The organism is Falsiroseomonas sp. HC035, assembly GCF_050563525.1.
Lineage (GTDB): Bacteria > Pseudomonadota > Alphaproteobacteria > Acetobacterales > Acetobacteraceae > Falsiroseomonas.
This window is the reverse complement of record NZ_JBNXUN010000006.1, coordinates 165788-188246: the sequence shown is the minus strand read 5'-3', so window position 1 is coordinate 188246 and position 22459 is coordinate 165788. Positions and strand designations below refer to the sequence as shown.

At 71.0% G+C, this 22459-nt stretch carries 24 protein-coding genes; 12 read left to right on the top strand and 12 right to left on the bottom strand.

Annotated features, from left to right (window positions below; translation table 11 throughout):
- Positions 1 to 12 precede the first annotated feature (12 nt).
- Both ACLF3G_RS15170 and ACLF3G_RS15165 read left to right on the top strand, forming a co-directional pair.
- Complete coding sequence (locus ACLF3G_RS15170) at positions 13 to 651, top strand: hypothetical protein (protein WP_430670225.1); 639 nt, start codon at positions 13 to 15, stop codon at positions 649 to 651.
- Positions 648 to 1424, top strand: a complete 777-nt coding sequence (locus ACLF3G_RS15165) for an FkbM family methyltransferase (protein WP_430670224.1) — start codon at positions 648 to 650, stop codon at positions 1422 to 1424. The genes ACLF3G_RS15170 and ACLF3G_RS15165 overlap by 4 nt, the downstream gene beginning before the upstream one ends.
- Before the next feature lie 7 nt (positions 1425 to 1431).
- On the opposite strand, the gene ACLF3G_RS15160 is transcribed toward ACLF3G_RS15165, so the two are convergent.
- Complete coding sequence (locus ACLF3G_RS15160) at positions 1432 to 2823, bottom strand: sensor histidine kinase (protein ID WP_430670223.1); 1392 nt, start codon at positions 2821 to 2823, stop codon at positions 1432 to 1434.
- 100 nt (positions 2824 to 2923) lie between these two features.
- Complete coding sequence (locus ACLF3G_RS15155) at positions 2924 to 3595, bottom strand: winged helix-turn-helix domain-containing protein (protein ID WP_430670222.1); 672 nt, start codon at positions 3593 to 3595, stop codon at positions 2924 to 2926.
- 117 nt (positions 3596 to 3712) lie between these two features.
- Here ACLF3G_RS15155 and ACLF3G_RS15150 point away from each other — a divergent pair, with 117 nt between their 5' ends.
- Both ACLF3G_RS15150 and ACLF3G_RS15145 read left to right on the top strand, forming a co-directional pair.
- Entirely contained in the window at positions 3713 to 5218 is a 1506-nt protein-coding gene (locus ACLF3G_RS15150; protein ID WP_430670221.1) for a Do family serine endopeptidase, read from the top strand.
- 82 nt (positions 5219 to 5300) lie between these two features.
- Positions 5301 to 6161, top strand: a complete 861-nt coding sequence (locus ACLF3G_RS15145) for an isocitrate lyase/PEP mutase family protein (protein ID WP_430670220.1) — start codon at positions 5301 to 5303, stop codon at positions 6159 to 6161.
- Here the strand turns inward: ACLF3G_RS15145 and ACLF3G_RS15140 are convergent.
- Complete coding sequence (locus ACLF3G_RS15140) at positions 6148 to 6558, bottom strand: glutathione S-transferase family protein (protein WP_430670219.1); 411 nt, start codon at positions 6556 to 6558, stop codon at positions 6148 to 6150. The genes ACLF3G_RS15145 and ACLF3G_RS15140 overlap by 14 nt on opposite strands.
- A gap of 90 nt (positions 6559 to 6648) precedes the next feature.
- Between ACLF3G_RS15140 and ACLF3G_RS15135 the strand changes: the two genes are divergently transcribed.
- Complete coding sequence (locus tag ACLF3G_RS15135) at positions 6649 to 7896, top strand: MFS transporter (RefSeq protein WP_430670218.1); 1248 nt, start codon at positions 6649 to 6651, stop codon at positions 7894 to 7896.
- Positions 7897 to 7965: 69 nt separating this feature from the next.
- Here ACLF3G_RS15135 and ACLF3G_RS15130 read toward each other — a convergent pair whose 3' ends face one another.
- Positions 7966 to 10080 carry a methyl-accepting chemotaxis protein gene (locus ACLF3G_RS15130; RefSeq protein WP_430670217.1) on the bottom strand — a complete coding sequence of 705 codons (2115 nt, stop codon included), beginning with the start codon at positions 10078 to 10080 and terminating at the stop codon, positions 7966 to 7968.
- Between the two features lie 158 nt (positions 10081 to 10238).
- Here ACLF3G_RS15130 and ACLF3G_RS15125 point away from each other — a divergent pair, with 158 nt between their 5' ends.
- The gene (locus ACLF3G_RS15125) at positions 10239 to 11348 is read left to right on the top strand and encodes an NAD(P)/FAD-dependent oxidoreductase (protein ID WP_430670216.1); all 1110 of its coding nucleotides are present in this window, start codon (positions 10239 to 10241) and stop codon (positions 11346 to 11348) included.
- Here the strand turns inward: ACLF3G_RS15125 and ACLF3G_RS15120 are convergent.
- From ACLF3G_RS15120 to ACLF3G_RS15105, 4 genes are read right to left on the bottom strand one after another with little or no spacing between them, the layout of a single operon-like run.
- A complete protein-coding gene (locus ACLF3G_RS15120) occupies positions 11338 to 12048 on the bottom strand; it encodes a metal-dependent hydrolase (RefSeq protein ID WP_430670215.1) in 711 nt (236 codons plus the stop codon). The genes ACLF3G_RS15125 and ACLF3G_RS15120 overlap by 11 nt on opposite strands.
- Positions 12049 to 12080: 32 nt before the next feature.
- Positions 12081 to 12485 (bottom strand): PaaI family thioesterase, encoded by a 405-nt coding sequence (locus ACLF3G_RS15115; protein WP_430670214.1) that lies wholly within the window; start codon positions 12483 to 12485, stop codon positions 12081 to 12083.
- A 56-nt stretch (positions 12486 to 12541) separates the two neighbouring features.
- Entirely contained in the window at positions 12542 to 12919 is a 378-nt protein-coding gene (locus tag ACLF3G_RS15110; RefSeq protein ID WP_430670213.1) for a lipocalin-like domain-containing protein, read from the bottom strand.
- A 9-nt stretch (positions 12920 to 12928) separates the two neighbouring features.
- Entirely contained in the window at positions 12929 to 13108 is a 180-nt protein-coding gene (locus ACLF3G_RS15105) for a DUF4169 family protein (protein WP_430670212.1), read from the bottom strand.
- 39 nt (positions 13109 to 13147) lie between these two features.
- On the opposite strand from ACLF3G_RS15105, the gene ACLF3G_RS15100 reads away from it, so the two are divergent.
- Together ACLF3G_RS15100 and ACLF3G_RS15095 are read left to right on the top strand one after the other, a co-directional pair.
- Positions 13148 to 13813: a dienelactone hydrolase family protein gene (locus ACLF3G_RS15100; protein WP_430670211.1), complete on the top strand. Its 666-nt coding sequence runs from the start codon at positions 13148 to 13150 to the stop codon at positions 13811 to 13813.
- A gap of 4 nt (positions 13814 to 13817) precedes the next feature.
- A complete protein-coding gene (locus tag ACLF3G_RS15095; protein ID WP_430670210.1) occupies positions 13818 to 14036 on the top strand; it encodes a hypothetical protein in 219 nt (72 codons plus the stop codon).
- 7 nt (positions 14037 to 14043) lie between these two features.
- On the opposite strand, the gene ACLF3G_RS15090 is transcribed toward ACLF3G_RS15095, so the two are convergent.
- The 4 genes from ACLF3G_RS15090 to petA form a co-directional block, all read right to left on the bottom strand.
- A complete protein-coding gene (locus ACLF3G_RS15090; protein WP_430670209.1) occupies positions 14044 to 14934 on the bottom strand; it encodes an S-methyl-5'-thioadenosine phosphorylase in 891 nt (296 codons plus the stop codon).
- A gap of 82 nt (positions 14935 to 15016) precedes the next feature.
- Positions 15017 to 15808 (bottom strand): cytochrome c1, encoded by a 792-nt coding sequence (locus ACLF3G_RS15085; protein WP_430670208.1) that lies wholly within the window; start codon positions 15806 to 15808, stop codon positions 15017 to 15019.
- Complete coding sequence (locus ACLF3G_RS15080) at positions 15808 to 17079, bottom strand: cytochrome b (protein ID WP_430670207.1); 1272 nt, start codon at positions 17077 to 17079, stop codon at positions 15808 to 15810. The genes ACLF3G_RS15085 and ACLF3G_RS15080 overlap by 1 nt, the downstream gene beginning before the upstream one ends.
- Before the next feature lie 61 nt (positions 17080 to 17140).
- The gene (petA, locus tag ACLF3G_RS15075; protein WP_430670206.1) at positions 17141 to 17830 is read right to left on the bottom strand and encodes a ubiquinol-cytochrome c reductase iron-sulfur subunit; all 690 of its coding nucleotides are present in this window, start codon (positions 17828 to 17830) and stop codon (positions 17141 to 17143) included.
- A gap of 255 nt (positions 17831 to 18085) precedes the next feature.
- On the opposite strand from petA, the gene hemF reads away from it, so the two are divergent.
- From hemF to ACLF3G_RS15055, 4 genes are all read left to right on the top strand, one after another.
- Positions 18086 to 18979 (top strand): oxygen-dependent coproporphyrinogen oxidase, encoded by an 894-nt coding sequence (hemF, locus tag ACLF3G_RS15070; RefSeq protein WP_430670205.1) that lies wholly within the window; start codon positions 18086 to 18088, stop codon positions 18977 to 18979.
- A 130-nt stretch (positions 18980 to 19109) separates the two neighbouring features.
- Positions 19110 to 19562 carry a (2Fe-2S)-binding protein gene (locus tag ACLF3G_RS15065; protein ID WP_430670204.1) on the top strand — a complete coding sequence of 151 codons (453 nt, stop codon included), beginning with the start codon at positions 19110 to 19112 and terminating at the stop codon, positions 19560 to 19562.
- Positions 19563 to 19573: 11 nt separating this feature from the next.
- Positions 19574 to 21823 carry a molybdopterin cofactor-binding domain-containing protein gene (locus tag ACLF3G_RS15060; protein ID WP_430670203.1) on the top strand — a complete coding sequence of 750 codons (2250 nt, stop codon included), beginning with the start codon at positions 19574 to 19576 and terminating at the stop codon, positions 21821 to 21823.
- A gap of 101 nt (positions 21824 to 21924) precedes the next feature.
- On the top strand, positions 21925 to 22434 hold the full coding sequence (locus tag ACLF3G_RS15055; RefSeq protein ID WP_430670202.1) for a hypothetical protein: 510 nt from the start codon (positions 21925 to 21927) through the stop codon (positions 22432 to 22434).
- Positions 22435 to 22459: the final 25 nt, after the last annotated feature.

The following is a 22459-nucleotide window of genomic DNA, read 5'->3' as shown; positions in this document are numbered from 1 at the left end:
GAAACACGCCCCATGCCGCACCGGACCATCCTGCGCCGATTGTTGGGCCTGCTGCTGTTGGCTTGCCTCGTGCAAGTCCGGCCCGCCCTGGCGCAAGGCGATCCCTCCTTCAACCTGGTCAACCGCAGCGGCCAGGTGATTCGGGAGATCTATGTCTCCCCGACCGATGAGCGCTACTGGGGCGCGGACCTGTTGCAGGCCGAGGTGCTGCCCAACGGTCGCAGCTTCGCGGTGCGCCTGCCGCCCGCATCCGGCTGCCGGCAGGATGTGCGGGTGGTCTATGCCGATGGGCGGCCGGAGGAACGGCGGGCGCAGGACACCTGCCGCATCGCGCAGATGGTGTTTGGCACGAACGCGGCACCGACGCCTGGGACGACCCAGGGACCCGGCGGTTCGGAAAATCCCTCCTTCAACCTGGTCAACCATGGGGCGCTGAACATCACCGCGGTCCATGTCTCCCCGGTCGAGATGGATTCCTGGGGCAGCAACCGGCTCGGCGAACAGCGCCTCGCCCCCGGGCAGCACCTGCGGGTCCGGCTTCGCAGCGGCGAATGCGAGAACGACATCCGCATCGTCTGGGCCGATGGCCGGTCCGAGGAACGCCGCCGCATCGACACCTGCCGCATCGTCAACATGGTGTTCGGCCAGTGATCACACTCGCCGGGCAGTATGGTGCGCTGCGCGCCCGCCAGAAGGCCGGGGCCCCGCTGGATTTCGAGGCGCTGCTGCGCGGATTCTATGCCGGCCTGCTGCGGCCGGGCGACATCGCGGTGGATATCGGCGCCTTCAAGGGCACCCACACCATGCCGATGGCGGAGGCCGTCCGCGGCGATGGCGGCGCGCTGCACGCCTTTGAGGGCAATCCCGAGACCGCCGCGGCACTGAAGCCCTTCCTGGCGCGGCCGGGGCGGGAACACGTGACCCTGCATGAATGCGCGGTGGGGACCCAGGATGGCGAAACCAGCTACGTCATGGCGCTGGACAGTCCCGGCTACAGCGGCCTGCAGCAGCGTGAATACGACCAGCCGAACATGCGCACCCGGCAGGTCGCGGTGCGGACGGTGCGGCTGGATACGCAGCTCGGCCACCTGCCGCGGCTGCGCTTCATCAAGATCGACATCGAGGGCGGGGAATTCGACGCGCTGCGCGGCGCGGAACGGCTGGTGGACCGCCACCGCCCCGCCATCAGCTTCGAGTTCGGCCAGCGCTCCTACAAGGCCTACGGCGTTGAGCCCGCCGCGGTGTACGACTGGTTCGCGGCGCGCCGGTACATCCTGTTCGACATCATCGGCAACCCGCTGCTGACCCGCGAGCGCTTCCTGCGGGCCGACGCCATACCGGGCCTCTGGGATTTCCTCGCGGTGCCGGAGGAGGTGCCGGAAATGCGCCGCCAGGCCCGCGCGCAGCAGCAGGTCCTGGGCTGAGGCGCGCTCAGCCGCCCTGGTTCAGCCGCCCTGGGTCAGCCAACCTGGGGACGCCCAGCCGCACCCGCAGCCCGGGCGACGCATCCTCCAGCGTGAGGATCAGCCCGTGCAGCTCCGCCACCGCCGCCACCAGCGCCAGGCCGAGCCCAGAGCCGGGCGTGGCGCGCGCCGCGTCCAACCGGTGGAAGCGTCGCAGCACCAGGGGCTTCTCGGCATCGGGGATGCCGGGGCCGTCATCCGTCACGGTGATCTCCGCCCCGCCGCCGGGCGCGCGCCGCAGCGCCAGCGCCACATGCCCGCCGGCGCGCCCGTGCAGGATGGCGTTCTCGACCAGATTGGAGACCATCTGCGCCAGCAGGTCGCGATCGCCCTGCATCCGGATGCCGGGGGCGAGGTCCGTGGCCAGCATCTGGCCCCGTTCCGCCGCCGCGCCGGCGTAGAGCTCCGCCACCGTCTCCAGCACCGCCGTCAGGTCCACCACGGCGAAGGCGGCGCGGCGGGCGCCACTTTCGACCTGGGCGATGCGCAGCAGGGCGGCGAAGACATCCAGGATGCGGTCGCACTCCGCCACCGCCGCCTCCAGCCCCGGAGCCGCCTCGGGTGTGGTGGCGGCGAGCGATTCCAGGCGCTGGCGCAGTCGGGTCAGCGGCGTGCGCAGGTCGTGCGCGATATCGTCCGTCACCTGGCGCAGCGCCGCCATGGTGCCGGCAAGCCGGTCCAGCGTGGCGTTCAGGCGCCGCGCCAGCCGGTCGAACTCATCGCCGCCGGGCCGCGCCGGCAGGCGGGTGCCGAGCCGCCCGGCCTCGACTTCCGCCAGCGCACGTTCCATCTGCGCCGCGCGCCGCACCACGCCGCGGCCGACCAGCAGCCCGCCGGCAAGCGCCAGCAGCAGGGCCGCGCCGCCGACCCAGCCGGCGGCGCCGAGCAGTTGCGATTGCAACCCCCGCACCGGCGCCAGGTCGCGCCCGACCAGCAGGAAATGCCCGGCTGGCAGCGGCGCGCCGTAGGCCAGCAGCACGCTCTCGGCCGTGCCGCCATCCAGGTCCAGCGCCGTCCAGCCGGCCTGTCGCGGCGCCGCCGCCAGATTGCCCGCGATGCGGCCGCCATCAGGGGCGGACAGGAGAAAGTACTGCGTGCCGCTGCGATCGGCGGCGATCCGCGCCTCGATCGACAGCGCGATGGAGGCAGGGCCGCCAAGGGCGCCGGCGTTCAGCAGCACGCCGACATCGCGCTCCACCTCCGCCCGAAGCTGGCCCTCGGCGAAGCGGGAGGTGGCCCAGAAGGCGATGCCAGCCAGCAGAACGGTGCCGAGCAGCGTCAGCACCAGGTGCAGCAGGGTGATGCGGAAGCCGGTGGTGGCGTACCAGCGGGCGGGCTTCTCGGCGTGTCCCTCAGACACCGGGCGGGCCGCATCCGCGGCCCTTGGCCTCGTTGCACTGGCGGCGGCGGCCATTCGGCCGCTCGGCCTGCCGGCCGCAGACTTCGCCTCGTTCTCTGGCTCAGGCATCGGGTGCCCGGATGACGTAGCCGGCGCCGCGCAGCGTGTGGATCAGGCTGGGCTCGCCGAGCTTGGCGCGCAGCCGGCTGACATGCGTCTCCACCACGCTGGTACGTGGGTCGAAATGGATGTCCCAGACCTGTTCCAGCAACATGGTCCGCGTCACCACCCGGCCCGCATGCCGCAGCAGCACCTCCAGAAGGCGGAATTCGCGGGGTTGCAGGTCGATGCGCTGGCCGCCGCGGGTCACGCTGCGCCGCAGCAGGTCCATCTCCAGGTCGGCGACGCGCAGCAGGCTCGGTTCCGTGCTCAGGGCCGGGCGCCGGCCCAGCGCGTGCACCCGCGCCAGCAATTCGGCGAATGCGAAGGGCTTCGCCAGGTAGTCGTCGGCACCCGAATCCAGCCCCTCCACCCGGTCGCCCAGCCCGGCACGGGCGGTCAGCATCAGGGCGGGCGTCGCCACCCCGGCGGCGCGGAGCGCGCGGACCAGGCCGAGGCCATCGAGTGCTGGCAGCATCCGGTCCACCACCAGCAGGTCGTAGCCGCCGCCGATCGCCTCCATCAGGCCGGTGCGTCCATCGGCGACATGGTTCACCAGGTGGCCGGCGCCGGTCAGGCCGCGCGCCACCTCCGCCGCCGTTCCGGCATCGTCCTCCACCAGCAGGATCCGCAACCGAGGCTCCTTCCAACCTTACGAAACCGTATGCCGGCCGCGAGCAGGGCGTGAACCGCGCCTCCCAGGTGCCAGATGGCGCCATCCGAATATGGCATCCAGCAGAAGGACCACGCCATGAGCAACGCCCCGCTTCCTACCCCCACGCCCAAGCCGGGCCGCAAGAAGATGTTCGTCGGTGGCCTCCTGGCCCTGGCACTCGGCACCAGCGCGCTGACGACGCTGCCTTTCGCCGGAAATGCGCAACCCACACCGGCCACCCCCGGCAGCGCCATCACCTTGCCGCGTCAGGTGGGCCCGCAGGGCTTTGGCGACCTCGCCGCCCGCGTCGCGCCGGCCGTGGTGCGCGTCACCGTCACCAGCCAGCAGGCCCCGGCCACAGCGGCGGAGATTCCGCCCGAACTGCGCGGCACGCCCTTCGAGCAGTTCTTCCGCCGCTTCGAGGGCCAGATGCCCCGCGGCCAGCAGCAGGCCCCCCAGGGTCGTCCCCGCATGGGCCAGGGCAGCGGCTTCATCATCGACGCGGCCGGCTACATCGTCACCAACAACCATGTGGTCGGGGAGGCCGGGACGGTGCAGGTCGAACTCGCCGACGGCCGCGAATTCAGCGCCCGCGTGGTCGGCCGCGACCAGCAGACCGATCTCGCCGTGCTGAAGGTGGAGGCCGGCGGCCCGCTGCCCACGCTGGAATGGGGCGACAGCGACCAGCTGCGCGTCGGCGACTGGGTGGTGGCCATGGGCAACCCCTTCGGCCTCGGCGGGTCGGTGACGGCGGGCATCGTCTCGGCGCGCGGCCGCCAGATCGGCGCCGGGCCGTATGACGACTTCATCCAGACCGATGCGCCCATCAACCCCGGCAATTCCGGCGGCCCGCTGTTCAACGGCAATGGCGAGGTGGTCGGCATCAACACCGCCATCTACGCACCCGGTGGCGGCAATGTCGGTATCGGCTTCGCGGTGCCGTCGCGCATGGCGCGCAACGTGATCGCCGACCTGCAGCGCGATGGCGTGGTGGATCGCGGCTGGCTCGGGGTTTCCATGCAGCCGGTCGATGCCGACCTCGCGGCCGCGCTGCGCCTGCCGAACCAGCGCGGCGCGCTGGTTGCGGGGGTGGAACCCGGCAGCCCGGCGGCCCGCGCCGGCCTGCGCGCCGGGGATGTCGTGGTCGGCGTCGCGGGGCGGGAGGTGGCGACGCCGCGCGACCTGGCCGTGGCGGTGGCCGAGATCGAGCCGGACAGCGAGACCACGCTGGCCCTGCTGCGCGACGGGCAGCGGGTGGAACAGGCGGTGACGCTGGGCCGCCGCGAGGCGCCACGGCAGCAGGCCCGCGCCGGTGGCCTGGCGGAAGCCGAGCGCCCGGCTGCCCTCGGCCTGCGCCTGGCGCCGAGCAAGGGGCAGGGCGGTGGCGTGCAGGTGGCCGGCGTGGAGCCGGGCAGCGTCGCCGCCGCCCGCGGCATGCGCCCGGGCGACGTGATCCTCCGCGCCGGCGACCGGGAGGTCGCCTCGCCGCAGGACCTGGCGGAGGCTGTGCAGGCGGCGCGGCGGGACGGAAGGCCGGCCATCGCCTTGCAGATCGACCGTGAGGGCGGCCGCGCCTTCGTGGCGCTGCCCCTGGCCGGGTGACACCCCGCGCCGCCGGGTGGGCTGTCAGCCCCCCGGCGGCGCGCTACCCTGCCGGCGGAAACGTCGACAGGACCGAAGCCGGATGAATGCCACCGAGCGCCGAAACGCCTTCCGCGCCGTATTGGCCGGCCAGGCCTGCGTCCATCCCGCCAGCGTCTTCGATGCGGTGTCCGGCCGCATCGCCGCCGATCTCGGCTTCGAGACGGCGATCCTGGGCGGCTCCGTCGCCTCGCTCGCCGTGCTCGGCGCACCGGACCACATCATCCTGACGCTGACCGAATTCGCCGACCTCATCCGCCGCATCACCCGCGGCGGCGCGCCGCCTTTGCTGGTCGATGCCGACCACGGCTATGGCAACGCCCTGTCCGTGATGCGGACAGTCGAGGAGTTGGAAACCGCCGGCGTCGCCGCCCTGACCATCGAGGATACGCTGCTGCCGCGCCCCTATGGCCCGGACAAGCCGGCGCTGCTGCCGCTGGAGGAAGGGCTCGGCAAAATCCGCGCCGCGCTGGCCGCCCGCAGCGACCCGGCGCTGGTCATCGTCGCCCGCACCTCCGCTTTGTCCGTCACCGGGCTGGAGGATGCCTTGGCCCGCGCCCGCGCCTATGCCGAGGCCGGCGCGGACGGGGTCTTCGTCACCGGCGTCACGGCGTTGGACGAGCTTCAGGCGCTGCACGCCGCGACCGGCCTGCCGATCCTGGTCGGCAACGCCAAGGCCGGACTTGGCGGGGCGGAAGCCTTTGCGCGCCACGGCGGGCGAATCGCCCTGCAAGGCCACGCCACCTTCCCGGCGGCGATGCAGGCGGTGCACGACACGCTGAAGGCGCTGCGCGACGGCACCGCGCCAAAGGACCTCGCCCGCCTGCCGGATGCCGCGACGACGCGGCGCTGGCAGCGCGACGAGCACTACGACGCCGCGATCCGGGACTTCATGGGCGGCTGAGTGGCGGCGGGGTGGTCTGCCCGACCGAGGGCCGCGCCCGCATCCGCACCAGCCAATCCGCCAAGCCCGGCGCCTCCTGCATCGCCGCCGCGCCACGCGGCATCAGCGCGGGCCTGGGGAAGGCGTGGTCCAGGTACAGGCAGATGGCCCGCGACTCCGCCAGCCTGACGGCGCCATGTCGCATCACCGGCACCTTGCCCAGCGGGTGGATCGCAGTCACCTCGGGATGGTGCGGCGGCCGCGGTACCAGGCTGTGCGGCACGCCCTTCTCGGCACAGGCGATGCGGACGGCCCAGACGAAGTTGCTCTGCGGGAAGCCGATGATCTCGATCATGGCGGGATTCTCCGGTGGCGGGATGCCGATGACCTGACCCGCGGGCCGGCGCGATTTCGACATCAAGGCCGGCTTGCGGCATTGTTTTCCCTGGCGCGGGATTCGGACGCGCAGGGGGGAAACGATCGACCACATGCGGGACGCACACGCGGCGTGAACCCCTGGCCGCGCCCTGCCAGCCTCGGCCCGTTCCGCCAGCCCGGCTTCCGCCGGCAATGGCCGGCCGACCTCGCGACCTCCTGGGCCTTCGAGATCGAGACGCTGGTGCTCGGCTGGTACATCCTGGTCGAGACCGGCTCCGTGGTCTGGCTGACCGCCTTCGCCTCCGTGCAGTTTCTCGGCACGCTGGTGGCGCCGATGTTCGGCGTGGTGGGGGACCGCATCGGCCCGCGCCGGCTGCTGGCCAGCATGCGCGGCTTCTACGCCGTCCAGGCCGCCACCATCGCGGCGATGGCGATGACCGGCACGCTGGGGCCGGTGCAGGTGCTGGTGGTGGCGGCGCTGATGGGGCTGGTACGGCCCTCCGACCTCGGGCTGCGCAGCACGCTGATCGCGGTGTCCATGCCGACGGGGATGATGACCCAGGCGATGGGCATTTCTCGTTGCAGCGCCGATTCGGCGCGTATCGTCGGCGCGCTGGCAGGCGCCGGGTTGGCGGCGGCGCTCGGCATCGGGCCGGCCTATCTGGTGGTGACGGGGCTGTACCTGTTCGGGCTGGCCGGCACCCTGCTGGTCCCGGTGCCGCCCCGCGTGGCGCTGGCGCCGGCCTCGCCGTGGCGCGAACTGCGGGATGGCTTCGCGCATGTCCGCGGTAGCCCGCCGCTGCTGGCCACCATGCTGCTGGCCTTCCTGGTGAACCTGGCCGCCTTCCCCACCACCGGGGGCCTGCTGCCCTATGTGGCGCGGGAGGTCTATGGGATGGACCGTGGCGGGCTCGGCACGCTGGTTGCCTGCTTCGCGGGCGGCGCGCTGGTGGGCTCGCTGGTGGTGATTTCCCGCGGTGCGGCGCTGGCGGCGGGGCGCAGCATGGTGCTGTCCTGCCTGGTCTGGTTTCCGCTGCTGCTGGTCTTCGCGCAGGTCCGGGACGCCACCGCCGGGATGGCGCTGATGGTGTTGATCGGCTTCACGCAGAGCTTCGCCATGGTGCCGATGACGGTGATCCTGCTGCGCTGCGCGGAGGATCGCTACCGCGGCCGGGTCATGGGGCTGCGCATGCTGGCGGTCTATGGCCTGCCGATCGGGCTGCTGTTGTCCGGCCCGCTGATCGACCGGCTGGGCTTCGCCGGTGCCACCACGCTGTATGCGGCCTTTGGCCTGGCGTGCTCCGCGCTGATCGGGCTGGTCTGGCGCCGGCACCTGTGGCCGGCCGGGGCACGGGCGAACCACCCCGGCCCGGCCTGAACTTGTCCGGCCTGAACTGGTCCCGCCTGAGCTGGTGCCCCAGGCGACCACGATCGGCGGGTCCGGGCATCACGCGGCACGGACGTCCCGCAGGAAGCTGCCGATCCTTGCGCTGATGTGTTCGGACTGCTGCGACAGGTCGGCGGCGGCGCGCCGCACCAGGCCACTCTGTTCCCCGGTGCGGGTCACGGCACCCTGCGCTTCCCGCGTGTCGCGGGAGACATGGCCCGTGGCCGCGGCCGCGGCGGCGACGGTGCGCGCGATCTCGCCGGTCGCGGCGCCCTGTTCCTGCACCGCGGTGGCGATGGAACCGGCGGCCTCGTCGATCTCGGCGATCACCGTGCTGATGCCCTGGATCGCCTGCGCGGTCTGGACCGCGACGGCGCGGATGCTGGCGATCTGCTGTTCGATTTCCACGGTCGCCCGGGTGGTCTGTTCCGCCAGGGTCTTCACCTCGCTCGCCACCACGGCGAAGCCCTTGCCGGCCTCCCCGGCGCGGGCGGCCTCGATGGTGGCGTTCAGGGCCAGCAGGTTGGTCTGGCCGGCGATGCCGGAAATCAGCTGCACCACCTCCCCGATCCGCTGCGCCGCCTCCGACAGGCTGCGCACGGTGGCATCGGTGCGGCTCGCCTCGGCGCTGGCGCGGCGCGCCACTTCCGCCGCATGGCCGACCTGGCGGGTGATCTCGCCGACCGAGGCGGCGAGTTGCTCCGCGGCGGCCGCGGAAAGCTGCGTGTTGACGGAGGCACCATCCGCCGCCGTCGCCACGGCCGTCGTCAGCCGCATGCCGTCGGCCGCCGTGGTCGCCATGGTGTCCGCCGTGCGGGCCAGCTGTCCAGCGGCCTTCGTCACGCTGGTCAGGGCCTCGGACGCATCGGCCTCGAAGCTCGCGACCAGCGCATCGACCTTCTGCGTCCGCTGCTGCCGCGCCGCGACCTCCGCCGCCTGTTCCGCCGCGAGCCGTTCCCGAGCCACGGTCTGGTCGGCGAGGCCGCGCACCGCCTGCACGATGGTGCCGATCTCGTCATCCGCCCGCCAGCTTTGCGGCAGGGCCAGGTTGGCGGAGCCCTTCGCCACCTCGCCGACGGCGGCGACGATCTGGCTGAGCGGGTGCAGCACACGCAGTACGGCGCGCTTGTAGGTCAGCAGGGCGAGCCCCACGGCGAGCGCCGACAGGCCGAGATGCAGGGCCAGCGCCGCGCGGGAATCCGCGATGCTGCGCTCCAGATGCGCGACGCCGAGCCCGAGGGCGGCGTCGCGGACGCCGACGATATCACTCAGCGCGGCGTTCGAGAGGCGGGTCCAGTCCTGTTGGTTGATCGGCTGCGGTCGGTCGGCGGCGGCGGCGGCCAGGATCGCATCGCGCACCGGCAGGTAGCGGGCCTCATAGCCCTCCCGCGCTGCCTTCAGGGCCGCCTCCATGACGGGCGGGTTGGTGGCCGCCGGGTTCAACTCCGCCACCCGACGCCAGCCGAGGTTGATCGCACCGCGCTCCAGCGCCCAGGCCACGACCAGCTCCGGCGTCGCTGGCCGGGTTGCGGCAACCACCGCGGTCAGTCCGGAGCGCTCCACCCCCGCCGATTCGCGCATCTGCGTCGTGAGGAAGGCGGTTTCGTTGAGGCGGGCGAGCGCCGGGTCGGCGTTCGATGTGGTGGCGCTGACTTCGACCCAGGTGGCGCCGAGGCCGGTGGTGACGCGGGTCGCGGCCGGGTACCAGCCTTGCAGCAGCGCAGCCGGCCGAGCCTCGCGCGGCTGGCGCAGCGCGGCATCCGCTGCCCTCCGCTGCTCCTCCAGCGTGGCGAGGGCGGCGTTCAACTCCCGTATCCGCGCTGCCAACGCTGGGCCGGGCTGTGCGGGCAGCGCGGCGAAGGCGCCCGCCAGGGCTTCCGCGGCGGCGGCACGGCGCGCCAGGATCGGCGCAGTCGCGCCGGCCTCGGCCGGTGCCGCGGCGAGCAGCGCGGCCTGGGTCATGCCGCGTTCCAGCTGCACATGTTCCGCGGCGCGCAGCAGCAGCAGGGCAGACTGGTTCACCACGGCCAGGTCCTGGCTCCGCGCCATGGTCTGCCAGGCCTGCACGGCCTGCTCCACCGACTTTGCCAGGGCAAGAAGTCCGAGGAGCGCGATCAGGACCCGGAGCTCCGTCGCCGCAAATCGGGGCAGCAGTCGGCGCAGCATGCTGGTCATGACGAGATGTTCCTACGGGCGTCGTGGCGAACCTACGCTCAAGGTGCTTCCGGTTGATGAACAAGCTTGCAGCTATGAAAGGCGGCCTCTCCCCCTCCGCCGCGTTTTGACCTACCCATCACCGGACCAGGATGGGCCGGACCAGGATAGGGATGCCGATGGACCAGGTGGATTGCGTGGTGGTGGGTGCGGGCGTCGTCGGCCTCGCCGTGGCGCGTGCCCTGGCGCAGGCGGGGCGGGAGGTGCTGGTGCTGGACGCGGCGGAGGGCATCGGCACGGAAACCTCCTCGCGCAATTCCGAGGTGATCCACGCCGGCATCTACTACCGCGCCGGCAGCCTGATGGCGCGCACCTGCGTCGCCGGGAAGTGGAAGCTGTACGAGTATTGCGCAAGCCACGGCGTGCCCACCCGCAACTGCGGCAAGTTGATCGTCGCGACCAGCGAGGCGGAGGCCGAGCAACTCGAGGGCATCCGCCAGCGCGCGGCGGCCAATGGCGTCGACGATCTGCGCTTCATCACCGGGGCGGAGGCACGGCAGATCGAGCCGACGCTGTCCTGCACCGCGGCCCTGGTCTCGCCCTCCACCGGCATCATCGACAGCCACGCCTACATGCTGGCGCTGCAGGGCGATGCCGAGGATGCGGGCGCCATGTTCGCCTTCCACGCCCCGGTGCTGCGCGGCGCGGTGCGCGGCGATGCCGTGGAGATCGAGGTGGGCGGCGCGGAGCCGATGGCGCTGTCGTGCAACCTGCTGGTCAATTCCGCCGGGCTGCACGCGCCGTCCCTGGCGCGGCGGATCGAGGGGATGCCGGCCGAGCACATCCCCGGCGACTACTACGCCAAGGGCAACTACTTCAGCCTGACCATCCGATCCCCGTTCAGCCGGCTGATCTACCCGGTGCCGGTGCCCGGCGGCCTCGGCACCCACCTGACCATCGACCTGGCAGGCCAGGCCCGGTTCGGGCCGGATGTCGAGTGGATCGACCGCATCGACTACAACGTCGACCCGCGCCGCGGCGACAGCTTCTACTCCTCCATCCGCCGCTGGTGGCCGACCCTGCCGGATGGCGTGCTGGCGCCGGGCTATTCCGGCATCCGGCCGAAGACGGTGCCGAAGGGCGCACCGGGGCAGGATTTCGTGATCCAGGGCCCGGCGACGCATGGGGTCGCCGGGCTGGTCAACCTGTTCGGCATCGAGAGCCCGGGGCTCACTGCCTCGCTCGCGCTGGCGGAGGAAGTGATGGCGGTGGTCGCGCCTACAGCGTGAAGGCCACGCCGATCTCCGGCACCAGGACCTTCGCCTTCGCGCCCTGCATCTCGGTCGCGAACAGGTCGGCGTTGGGCGCGATCATCGGGAAGGTGCCGAAATGGCAAGGGATGGCGGTCTTCACGCTGGGCAAGAAGCGCTTCACGGCCAGCGCGCCGCGGCGGCCATCCATGGTGAAGCGGTCGCCGACCGGCACGATGGCGACATCCGGCCCATGCATCTCGTCGATCAGCGCCATGTCGGAGAACACCTCCGTATCGCCCATGTGGTAGACCACCGGCTCGCCGGCCAGCTTCGGCGTCACCACCAGCCCACCCGGCAGGCCGAGGTCCTGCGTCACGCCGTTCTCGTCCATCATGGCCGAGGAATGGAAGGCGATGGTCAGCGTCACCGCGAACTCATCCTGGTGGGTGGTGCCGCCGGTGTTCATCGGATCCATGGCCTTCAGCCCCTGCCGGGCGAGCCACATGCAGATCTCGAAATTCGCCACCACCTTGGCGCCGGTGCGCTGGTGGATCGCCAGCGTGTCGCCGACATGATCGCTGTGGCCATGCGTCAGCAGGATGTGGGTGGCCCCCGCGGTGGCGGCCTCCACATCGCCCTTGAAGACCGGGTTGCCGGTCAGGAACGGGTCGATCAGCACGACGGACTTTCCGAAAGCCAGGCGATAGGCCGAATGGCCGAACCAGGTGATCTGCATGGGCTGCGGTCTCCGTTGATGATGGCGTCTTCCTAGCGCGGCGGCGCCAGCAGCTTCCAGATGCCGGTCGCGGCCAGAACGGCGGTGTCGCCGTGCCGGAGCGTGCCGCGCACGAAGACCACGCTGCGGGTCTGGCGCGTGATCTCCCCGCTGCCGACCAGGAACTGCCCCGGCATCGCGGCGGCCAGGTAGTGCAGGTCGAGCTGGATGGTCGCCAGGTTCATGCCGCCGCCGGTCGCTGCCCGCACCATCAGCCCCAGGCTGTGGTCCATGAAGGTGGCGAGGATACCGCCATGGATGACGCCGCGGCCATTGGCGTGGTCGGCGCGCGCCTGGAAGCCGTATTCGGTGCCGCGCTGCCAAAGCGGGTTGGCGGTCTCGGGCAGGCCGGAGGGGACGATCTGGCGCCAGCCCTCGGTGGTCGGATCATGGGACATGCGCGGCAGATCACCCGACCCAGGCCCGATCGTCCAGAGGGGAGCATCCAGGGGGGCTACCGGCCGGTGCGCTGCCAGGTGTGCTTCAGGCCGGAGCCGATGCCGAAGAACGGCGTCATCGGCACCGCCACGTAGCGGTCCGGCGTCTCGAAGATCAGCCGGCGGACCTGGTCGCCCGCCAGATCCGGGCTGGACGCCGAATCGACATGGATCACCAGCGTCTCCCCATCGAAGTCGTAGCGGCCGGCATAGGCGTTAAAGGCGCGGGGCGCCGGGGCATCCCGCCGCCCGTCGCCTACCGTCACCATGATGCGCTCCGGCCCGTACAGGATCACGCCCACCGGCTCCGGCCCCAGTGGCGGCGGCAATTCCGTGCCGTCCACGTCATAGGCGCGGGCCTCCAGCAGCTTCCAGGTGCCGATCAGATCGAGCATGACGACCTCCTACGATTCATCGCGCTTCGCCCCATCCAGCACCGCCTGGCGCCGCGCCTCCGCCTGCCGGTCGGCCTGCTTCTGCGCACCCGTCCGGCCATGCTTCACGCGGTTCGCCGCGGCCTGCGCCTCGGCCTCGCGCCTCGCCGCCGCCTTCCGCGCATGGTTGAGGTTGACGAGCTTGCCCATGCAGGGACACTAACGCCGCAAACCTGCGCGGGATACGCCATGTTGATCGAACTGACCGCCGCCGATGGCCACCGCCTGTCCGCCTACCGTGCCGGCCCGGCCGATGCGAAGCGGGCGCTGGTCGTGGTGCAGGAGATCTTCGGCGTGAACCGCCACATGCGCCATGTCTGCGACACCCTCGCCGCCGAGGGCTACCAGGTGATCGCCCCCGCGATGTTCGACCGGGTCGAGCGCAATGTCGAACTCGGCTACGAACCGGCGGACGTCGCCCGCGGCCGCGACCTGCGCGCCAAGGTCGATGCCGCGCACACCATGGCGGATGTCGAGGCCGCGGCAGCGGCACTGCCCGCCGGTGCGGCGCGCGGCATCGTCGGCTATTGCTGGGGCGGCACCGTCGCCTGGTGGGGCGCGACCCGCAGCACCAGCTTTAAGGCCGCCTGCGGCTGGTATGGCGGCGGCATTGCCGGCACGCGGGACGAAGTGCCGAACTGCCCCGTGCAGCTGCATTTCGGCGAGGTGGATGCCTCCATCCCGCTGTCGGACGTGGATCTGATCCGGGCGGCGCAGCCAGGCGTCGAGATCTTCGTCTACAAGGGCGCCGGCCACGGCTTCGGCTGCGAGGAACGCGGTTCCTACAAGCCGGCCGATGCCGATTTGGCGCAGGCCCGCACCCTGGCTTTCTTCGCCAGGCACCTGGGGAGCTGAGACCATGCTCGGCTACTACATCACCGCTGGAATCAGCCTGGCCCTGCTGGTCCTGATCCCGATCTGGAGCCCGAACGGCGCGCAGCCGACCTACCCGATCTGGGTGATCATGCTGCTTGCCATCATCGTCATCGTGGTTCCGCTGGTGCTGAAGCGCCGCCGGCGGGAAGGCGCGGCGCAGACCGGCGAACTGGCCGTGCGGGTCGAGGAAGTGAAGGACTGATCCAGCCTCAGCCACGTGGGTTCAGCACCCGCCCGGCCACCACGTCCAGCTTCGCCAGCAGCGCCGGGTCACGCATCTCGGGGGCTGTGATCAGCGCATGCTCCAGCGCCCGGTCGCAGCCCGCCGGGCAGGGGCCGCGCGGCGCGCCGAGGCCGGGCACCACGTCGGCCACCAGGGCGCGCGCCCTGTCGGCATTGCCGAACAGCACCTTCACCACCTGGTCCACCGTCACCGCCTCATGGTCCGGGTGCCAGCAGTCGAAATCCGTCACCATGGCGACGGTCGCGTAGCAAAGCTCGGCCTCCCGCGCCAATTTCGCCTCAGGCATGTTGGTCATGCCGATCACCGAACAGCCCCACTGCCGGTACAGCAGCGACTCGGCCTTGGTCGAGAATTGCGGGCCCTCCATCACCAGGTAGGTGCCGCCGCGCGTCACCGGCAGGCCGAGCTTCCGGGCCGAGGCCTCCAGCGCATCGCCGAGACGGGGGCAGACCGGATGGGCGACGGAGACATGGCCGACGCAGCCGGTCTCGAAGAAGGATTTGTCGCGCGCGAAGGTGCGGTCGATGAACTGGTCGACGATGACGAAGTGGCCCGGCGGCAACTCCTCCTTCAGCGAACCGACGGCGGATAGCGAGATGATCTCGGTGCAGCCGGCGCGCTTCATCGCATCGATGTTGGCGCGGTAGTTCAGGCGGGATGGGGGAGTCGGGTGGCCACGCCCATGCCTCGGCAGGAAGCGCACCGGCACGCCGGCCAGCGTGCCGTGCAGGATCTCGTCCGAGGCCGCGCCCCAGGGGCTTTCAACGCGGCGCCATTCGCGGTCGGCCAAGCCCGGGATGTCGTAGAGGCCGGAGCCGCCGATCAGGCCGATGACGGGGGTGATCTGCTCGGGCATGCCCGGACTCCCTGGATGGAAAATCACATGAAAAAGGGGCCGCCCCCTGCGGGACGGCCCCCTTCATTCCTGAAGCGGGCGCTCAGTGCTTCACGTCGGCCCAGACCTTGCGCTTCACCGCATAGGTCAGGCCGCCCAGGACGACCAGGAACAGGATCATCTTGATGCCCATGGCGCGGCGCTGTTCCGTCTCCGGCTCCGCTGCCCAGGCGAGGAAGGTGGTGACGTCGCGCGACATCTGGTCCACCGTTGCGGCGGTGCCGTCGGCGTATTGCACCTGGTCCGGGTTCAGGATCGGCGGCATGGCGATCTGATGGCCCGGGAAGTAGGCGTTGTAGTACATGCCCTCGCCAAGGTTGAAGCCGGCCGGCGGGTCGACATAGCCCGTCAGCAACGCGTGCAGGTAGTTGGCACCGTTGGCGCGCGCCTTGGTGATCACGGACAGGTCCGGCGGGTAGGCGCCGTTGTTCGCCGCGCGCGCCGCGATTTCATTGGCGAAGGGGCGGCGGAAGCGGTCGGACAGGCGCGCCGGGCGCTCCACCCGCTCACCCTGGTCGTTCAGCTCGCCCATCACGGTCACGGCGCCGGCGATGGCGCGCACCTGTTCCTCGCTCAACCCGATCTCGGTCAGGTTGCGGTAGGACAGCTGGTACATGCCGTGGCAGGCGGAGCAGACCTCGTTGTAGACCTGCAGGCCGCGCTGGGCGGCGCCGCGATCGAACGTGCCGAAGAAGCCGGCGAAGCCGAAGCCGGCGTTCGGGATGGCGATCGCCTCCCCGGCCGCACGGGCCGGGGTTGCGGAGACCGCCGCCGCGGCGCCCAGGACCAGGGCGCCGACCAGGCTGCGGAAGCCCTTGGCGAAAAGACGGGGCATCAGGCCTTCTCCATCGGCTTCGCCGCGGCACCCGCCAGCATCGGTCCGCCGCCGCGCAGGACGGGCATCGCGATGCTCTCGGGCAGCGACAGGGGGCGTTCCAGGCGGCCGAGCAGGGGCAGGATCACCAGGAAATAGGCGAAGTAGTAGGCGGTGGCGATGCGGGAGATCGTGACATACGGCTCCTCCGCCGGCTTGCCGCCCGCCCACATCAGCACGAAGAACGAGATCAGCCAGGCGAACAGCGCCCACTTGGCGATCGGGCGGAACCGCATGGACCGCACCGGAGAGGTATCGAGCCACGGCAGGATGAACAGCACTGCGATGGAGCCGAACATCAGCAGCACGCCGCCCAGCTTGTCCGGCACCGCGCGCAGGATGGCGTAGAAGGGCAGGAAGTACCATTCCGGCACGATATGCGCGGGCGTCACCAGCGGGTTCGCCGGGATGTAGTTGTCCGCATGGCCGAGGTAGTTCGGCGCGAAGAACACCAGCACGGCGAAGACGATGAAGTAGACGATCAGGCCGACGCTGTCCTTCGCCGTGTAGTACGGGTGGAAGGGCAGGGTGTCCTGCGGCCCCTTCGGGTCGATGCCCAGCGGGTTGTTGGACCCGGTGATGTGCAGCGCGGCGACGTGCAGGAAGACCACGCCCGCGATCAGGAACGGCATCAGGTAGTGCAGGCTGAAGAAGCGGTTCAGCGTCGGGTTGTCGACGGAGAAGCCGCCCCACAGCCAGACCACGATGCTCTCGCCGACGATCGGGATGGCGCTGAACAGGTTGGTGATGACGGTGGCGCCCCAGAAGGACATCTGGCCCCAGGGCAGCACGTAGCCCATGAAGGCGGTGGCCATCATCAGCAGGAAGATGACGACGCCCAGGATCCACAGCAATTCGCGCGGCGCCTTGTAGGAGCCGTAGTACATGCCGCGCCAGATGTGGATGAACACCACGATGAAGAACATCGAGGCGCCGTTCATGTGCACGTAGCGGATCAGCCAGCCGTAGTTCACGTCGCGCATGATCCGCTCGACGCTGTCGAAGGCGTAGGCGGTGTGCGGCGTGTAGTTCATCGCGAGGAAGATGCCGGTCGCGATCATGATCATCAGCGTGACCATGGCGAGCGCGCCGAAATTCCAGAAATAGTTGAAATTCCGGGGAGTCGGGAAGGTCCCGTACTCCTTCTGCATCATGGTGAAGACCGGCAGGCGCTGGTCGACCCAGCGGATGACCGGGTTCTGGATGGTGCTGTCGTGAAGGCCGATGGCCATCGTTGCCTGGCTCCTCAGTGGAGGCTGGGGGCGGGCGCGGAGGATACCGCGCGCCGGCGCCTCAGCCGATCCGGATTTGCGTGTCGGAGGTGAAGCTGTATTCGGGAACCGCAAGGTTCAGCGGTGCCGGGCCGAGGCGGATTCGGCCGGACGTGTCGTAGTGGCTGCCGTGGCAGGGGCAGAACCAGCCGTTGAACTCGCCCTTCGCATCGGTCGGCCGCTGCCCCAGCGGCACGCAGCCGAGGTGGGTGCAGACGCCGACGACGACCAGCCACTGGTCCTTCTGCACCCGCGTCTGGTCCGGCGCCGGGTCCTTCAGCTGCGACAGCGGCGTCTCCCGTGCCAGGCGGATGTCATCCGCGGTGCGGTGGCGCACGAACACCGGCTTGCCGCGCCACACCACCGTCACCGCCTGGCCTTCGGCGATCGGAGTCAGGTCGACTTCGGTGGAGGCCAGCGCCAGCACGTCGCGGGCCGGGTTCATGGAACTGATGAACGGCCAGACCACCGCACCCACGCCAACGGCCGCGAAGGCGGCGGTGCTCAGGGTCAGGAAGTCGCGGCGCGTCTCGCCCGGCTGCCCGCCCGCATGCGGGGGCTGATGTTCGGCGCCATGCGGTGCCCCTGCGGGCACCATTGTCTCGGCCATCTCGTCGTCCTTTTCCGCCTGCCGCCCCGCGGTCTCGCCACCGGCCAGGCCCGTTTCCAGGTCGCTGACCGGCCCCAGGCTGGACCCACGCGCGACCCGCATCGCCGCGAAACATGCTGGCCAGCCCGTTCGGAGGAGGTTTCGAAAGCCCCTGCGGACGGAATGGCGCTGCGGCGCATATAAAGGGTGGGTTGCGGCGGTGTCCATCCGCTCCGTCGGCTGAAATTCCAGCCATTCGGCGGCTGGGCTTTGCCATGGTGGCAAGGGTCGCCTTCGCGTTCATGCCCTGGCAATCTCCGGCGGCACCGATGGCGCCCTACCCCCGCGCCAGGGGCGCCTCATCAAGGATGTGCGTGGATGCCCGAGACGCCGACCGATCTGCTGGACCACCCCATGGTCGCCCCCGCCCGCGCCTGGTTCGAGAGCCTGCGCGACCGGATCTGCGCCGAATTCGAAGCCTGCGAGGACGAGCTTGCCAGCGGCCCGCATGCCGGCCTGCCCGCCGGCCGCTTCGTCCGCACGCCCTGGGACCGGCCGGAGGGCGGCGGCGGCGTCATGGGCGTGATGAAGGGCCGGGTGTTCGAGAAGGTCGGCGTCAACGTCTCGACCGTCTTCGGTGAGTTCTCGCCCGAATTCCGCAAGCAGATCCCGGGCGCGGAGCAGGACCCGCGCTTCCTCGCCACCGGCATCTCGCTCGTCGCGCACATGCGGAGCCCGCGCGTGCCGGCCGTGCACATGAATACCCGCTTCATCCTGACCACCAAGGCCTGGTTCGGCGGCGGCGGCGACCTGACGCCGATGGACCACAAGGCGCCCCACAGCCTGGAGGACGCCGAGGGCTTCCACGCCGCCTACAAGGCCGCCTGCGACCGCCACGACCCCACCTACTACCCGCGCTTCAAGCAGTGGTGCGACGAGTACTTCTTTCTGCCGCACCGCAACGAACCCCGCGGCCTGGGCGGGATCTTTTATGACTGGCTCGGCGACCGCACTCCCGGCCAGGGCATCGACCGCGATTTCGCCTTCACCCGCGATGTCGGCGAGGCCTTCCTCGCCGCCTACCCCCCCATCGTCCGCCGCCGCATGCACGAGCCCTGGACCGAGGCCGAGCGCGCACACCAGCTGATGCGCCGCGGCCGCTACGTGGAATTCAACCTGCTGTACGACCGCGGCACGATCTTCGGCCTGAAGACCGGCGGCAACGTCGAGGCCATCCTGATGTCCCTGCCGCCCGAGACCGGCTGGCCCTGAGCCGTCCGGCCGCCATTTTGCCGCAGGCGTTATTCCGCCTGCGGCGCGCGCTGCGCGCTCGACAGCACGCCCGATGCCGCGCCACATTCCCGCCGCAAGCATGCGTGCCTGACGTCCAGGGAGTAGCCCGATGGCCGAGATCAGCGTGAATGGCCAGGTCCGCAAGGTCGAGGTGGAAGGCGATACGCCGCTGCTCTGGGTGCTGCGCGACACGCTTGGCCTGACCGGCACGAAGTATGGCTGCGGCATCGCGCAATGCGGCGCCTGCACCGTGCTTATCGATGGCCAGGCGATGCGGTCCTGCCAGGTGCCCCTGGACAGCCTCGCCGGCCGCCGCGTCACCACCATCGAGGCAATCGAGGCCGACCCCATCGGCGCGCGACTGGTCGCCGCGTGGGTCGCGCTGGACGTGCCGCAATGCGGCTACTGCCAGTCCGGCCAGTTGATGGCCGCGACCGCGCTGCTGAAGCAGACGCCGAAGCCGGAGGAGGCGGATATCGCCGCCGCCATGACCAACCTATGCCGCTGCGGCACCTACAACATCATCGCCGCCGGCATCCGCCAGGCGGCGGATGCGGCATGAGGAGGAGGGAGATGGACCAGCCCCTTCTTGATGCGCTGCAGACGGGCGCGCTGCAATCCGGCACACCGGTGAACCTCTCCCGCCGCGGCGCCCTGGCCGGCGTACTTGGCGGCGGGCTGCTGCTGGCGCTCGGCCTGCCGCCGCGCGCCGCGCGCGCCCAGGCGGCCGGTGGCCTCGCCCATGCCCGCAAGGTGCCGGCCTACCTGACCATCCGGCCAGATGGCCGCATCCTGCTGCAGAACCCATTTGCCGAGGGCGGCCAGGGCATCCACACCGCGGTCGCGCAGATCGTCGCGGAGGAGCTGGACGCCGAACTCGCGGCCTTTGAGGTGACGGTGGCGCCGGCCGGTGCCGACTACCAGGTGCTGGCCAACGGCACCCGCCGCGTCACCGGCGGCAGCTTTTCCATCCGCAACACCTACGCGCATTTCCGGCTGCTCGGTGCCACGGCGCGGGCCATGCTGATTGCCGCCGCCGCCCAGCGCCTCGGGGTGCCGGGGGCGGAGCTGACCACGGAGCCGGGCTTCGTGCTGCATGCAGGGACCGGACGGAAGCTGCCCTATGGCGAGCTGGCCGAAGCCGCCGCCGCACTACCCATCCCGGCCGACGCCACGCCGAAATCCGGCCCGTTCCGCCTGATCGGCAAGGACGCGAAACGTCTCGACACCCGCGCGAAAAGCACCGGTCAGGCGCAGTATGGCATCGACATCCGCCTGGACGGCATGCTGCAGGGTGCCGTGCTGCACGCCCCCCGCGCCGGCGCTGAACCCGGGGAGGTGCTGAACGAGGCGGCTCTGCGGGCGATGCCCGGCGTGCATTCCGTGCACCGCCTGCCCGGCGCCGTCGCCGTGCTGGCCGACAGCTTCTGGCGCGCCCGCCGCGCGGTGGAGGCGGCCACCGTCGCCTGGACGGCGCTCAGCGGCCAGCCGGTGGTGGCGGAGGATTTTTCCTCCGCCGGCATGCTGGAGATGCTGCGCGAGCAGGCGGATGCCCCCGGCAATCCCGCCAGCGACGCCAGCGGCGACGCTCCCGCCGCGCTGCGGGACGCAACGCGCGTGGTGCAGGCGGATTACGACGCGCCCTACCTGGCCCACGCCCAGCTCGAGCCGCCCTCCGCCACCGTCCGCTTCAACGCCGATGGCACGCTGGATGTCTGGACGCCGAACCAGGCACCGGAGGCCTTCGCGGCCATCGCGGCGCGGGAATCCGAGGTGGATGTGGCGAAAATCCGCATCCACACCCCGCTTCTCGGCGGCTTCTTCGGTCGGCACTTCACCTATGGCCGCCACCACCCGATGAACCAGGCCATCCGCCTGGCGCGCATGGTCCGCCGCCCGGTGAAGGTGATCTGGACGCGAGAGGAGGAATTCGCCCGTGATGCCTACCGGCCCCTGAGCCTGGCGCGGCTGCGCGCCGGGCTCGATGCCAGCGGCCGGATCGTCGCCTTCCATGCGACGGTGCCGGGGGAGGGCCCGGTGGCGAAGCATTTCGGTACCTCCCGCCTCGGCACGCCGCCCGTCGATACCTCGGCGGTGGAGGGCGTGGCGTTCAAGCCCTATGCCATTCCGAATCGCCGGATCGACTGGGTGCATGTGCCGCATCCCGTGAACATCGGCTTCTGGCGGTCGGTCGGCCATTCGATGAACGACTTCTTTTTCGAGGCCTTCCTGGACGAGGTGGCGGAGGCCGCGGGCGCCGATCCGCTGGAATTCCGCCGCGCACACCTGGCCGACCAGCCACGGCACTTGGCGCTGCTCGATGCTGTCATGGACCTGTCCGGCGGCTGGCGGCGCGGGCCGTACGACGCGCCAGATGGCAGCCGCCGCGCCCGTGGCCTGGCCATGGCCTCCCCCTTCGGGTCGGAGGTCGCCACGGTGGCGGAGGTGTCGCTGCGGCAGGGGGAGGTGGTGGTGCACGAATTGTTCGTGGCGATCGACCCGGGCAGCATCGTCAACCCGGCGATCATCAAGGCGCAGGTGGAAAGCGCCGCCTGCATCGGCCTGTCGTCGGCCGCCTATGAGGAGATGGTCTTCGAGGGTGGCCGCCCGGTGGCCCGCAACTACGACGGCTATCGCATCCTGACCCGTGCCGAGATGCCGAAGGTGCAGGTCCGCATCGTGGAATCCGGCGCGCCAATGGGCGGTGTGGGGGAGCCCGGCACACCGGGTGTGCCGCCGGCGGTGGCCAATGCCATCGCCGCCCTGACCGGCCGGCGGATCCGCAGCCTGCCCTTCGCGAAGCAGCGCCTCGGCCAGGCGTGATCCGACAAGGGGTGGTTTGCCTCAGATTCTGAACTATCTGTAATTCATAAGCTGATCCGAAGGAGGATCGGCATGACTGCACGGACAGGATCGGAAACGACATGGCCATCACCCGCCGCGAGGAACAGCGCCTGCTTTCGCACGAGGAACTCGAGAGCGTGGCGCCGACGCACCACCCGGAACTCGGGAACCTGCCGCCGGAGGAATTGCGTGCCCTGGCCTTCCGCCTGCGCGCCCACCACAAGCGCGCCCGCGACCTGATCCGGGAGGCGGCGCGGGCCCGGCGCGGCAAGGGCGAGGCGCGGGGGGCGGCCGGATCCGCCGAGAAGCTGTCCCAGAAAAAGCAGGCCTTCGCGGCCGGGCTGCGGCGTGTGAACGCGCAGTTCGCGCGGCTGGAGGCCGACCAGCGCCGCGCCCGCAATACGGAGGCGCTGCGGGAGGCGCTGGCACGGCGCCGCGCCGCCCGCCCGCATCATCCCCGCCCCGGCCGCCACGCCAGCGGCGGCATGCGCGACACCTCGGAGGATCGTGCGCATCCCGGTCCCGACCCGCGCGCGATCGGCAGCATCTCCCAGGCCACCCGGGTCAACCAGGCGCGGCGCGACGGGTGACGCGGTAGCCGCGGCGGCCCGGGGG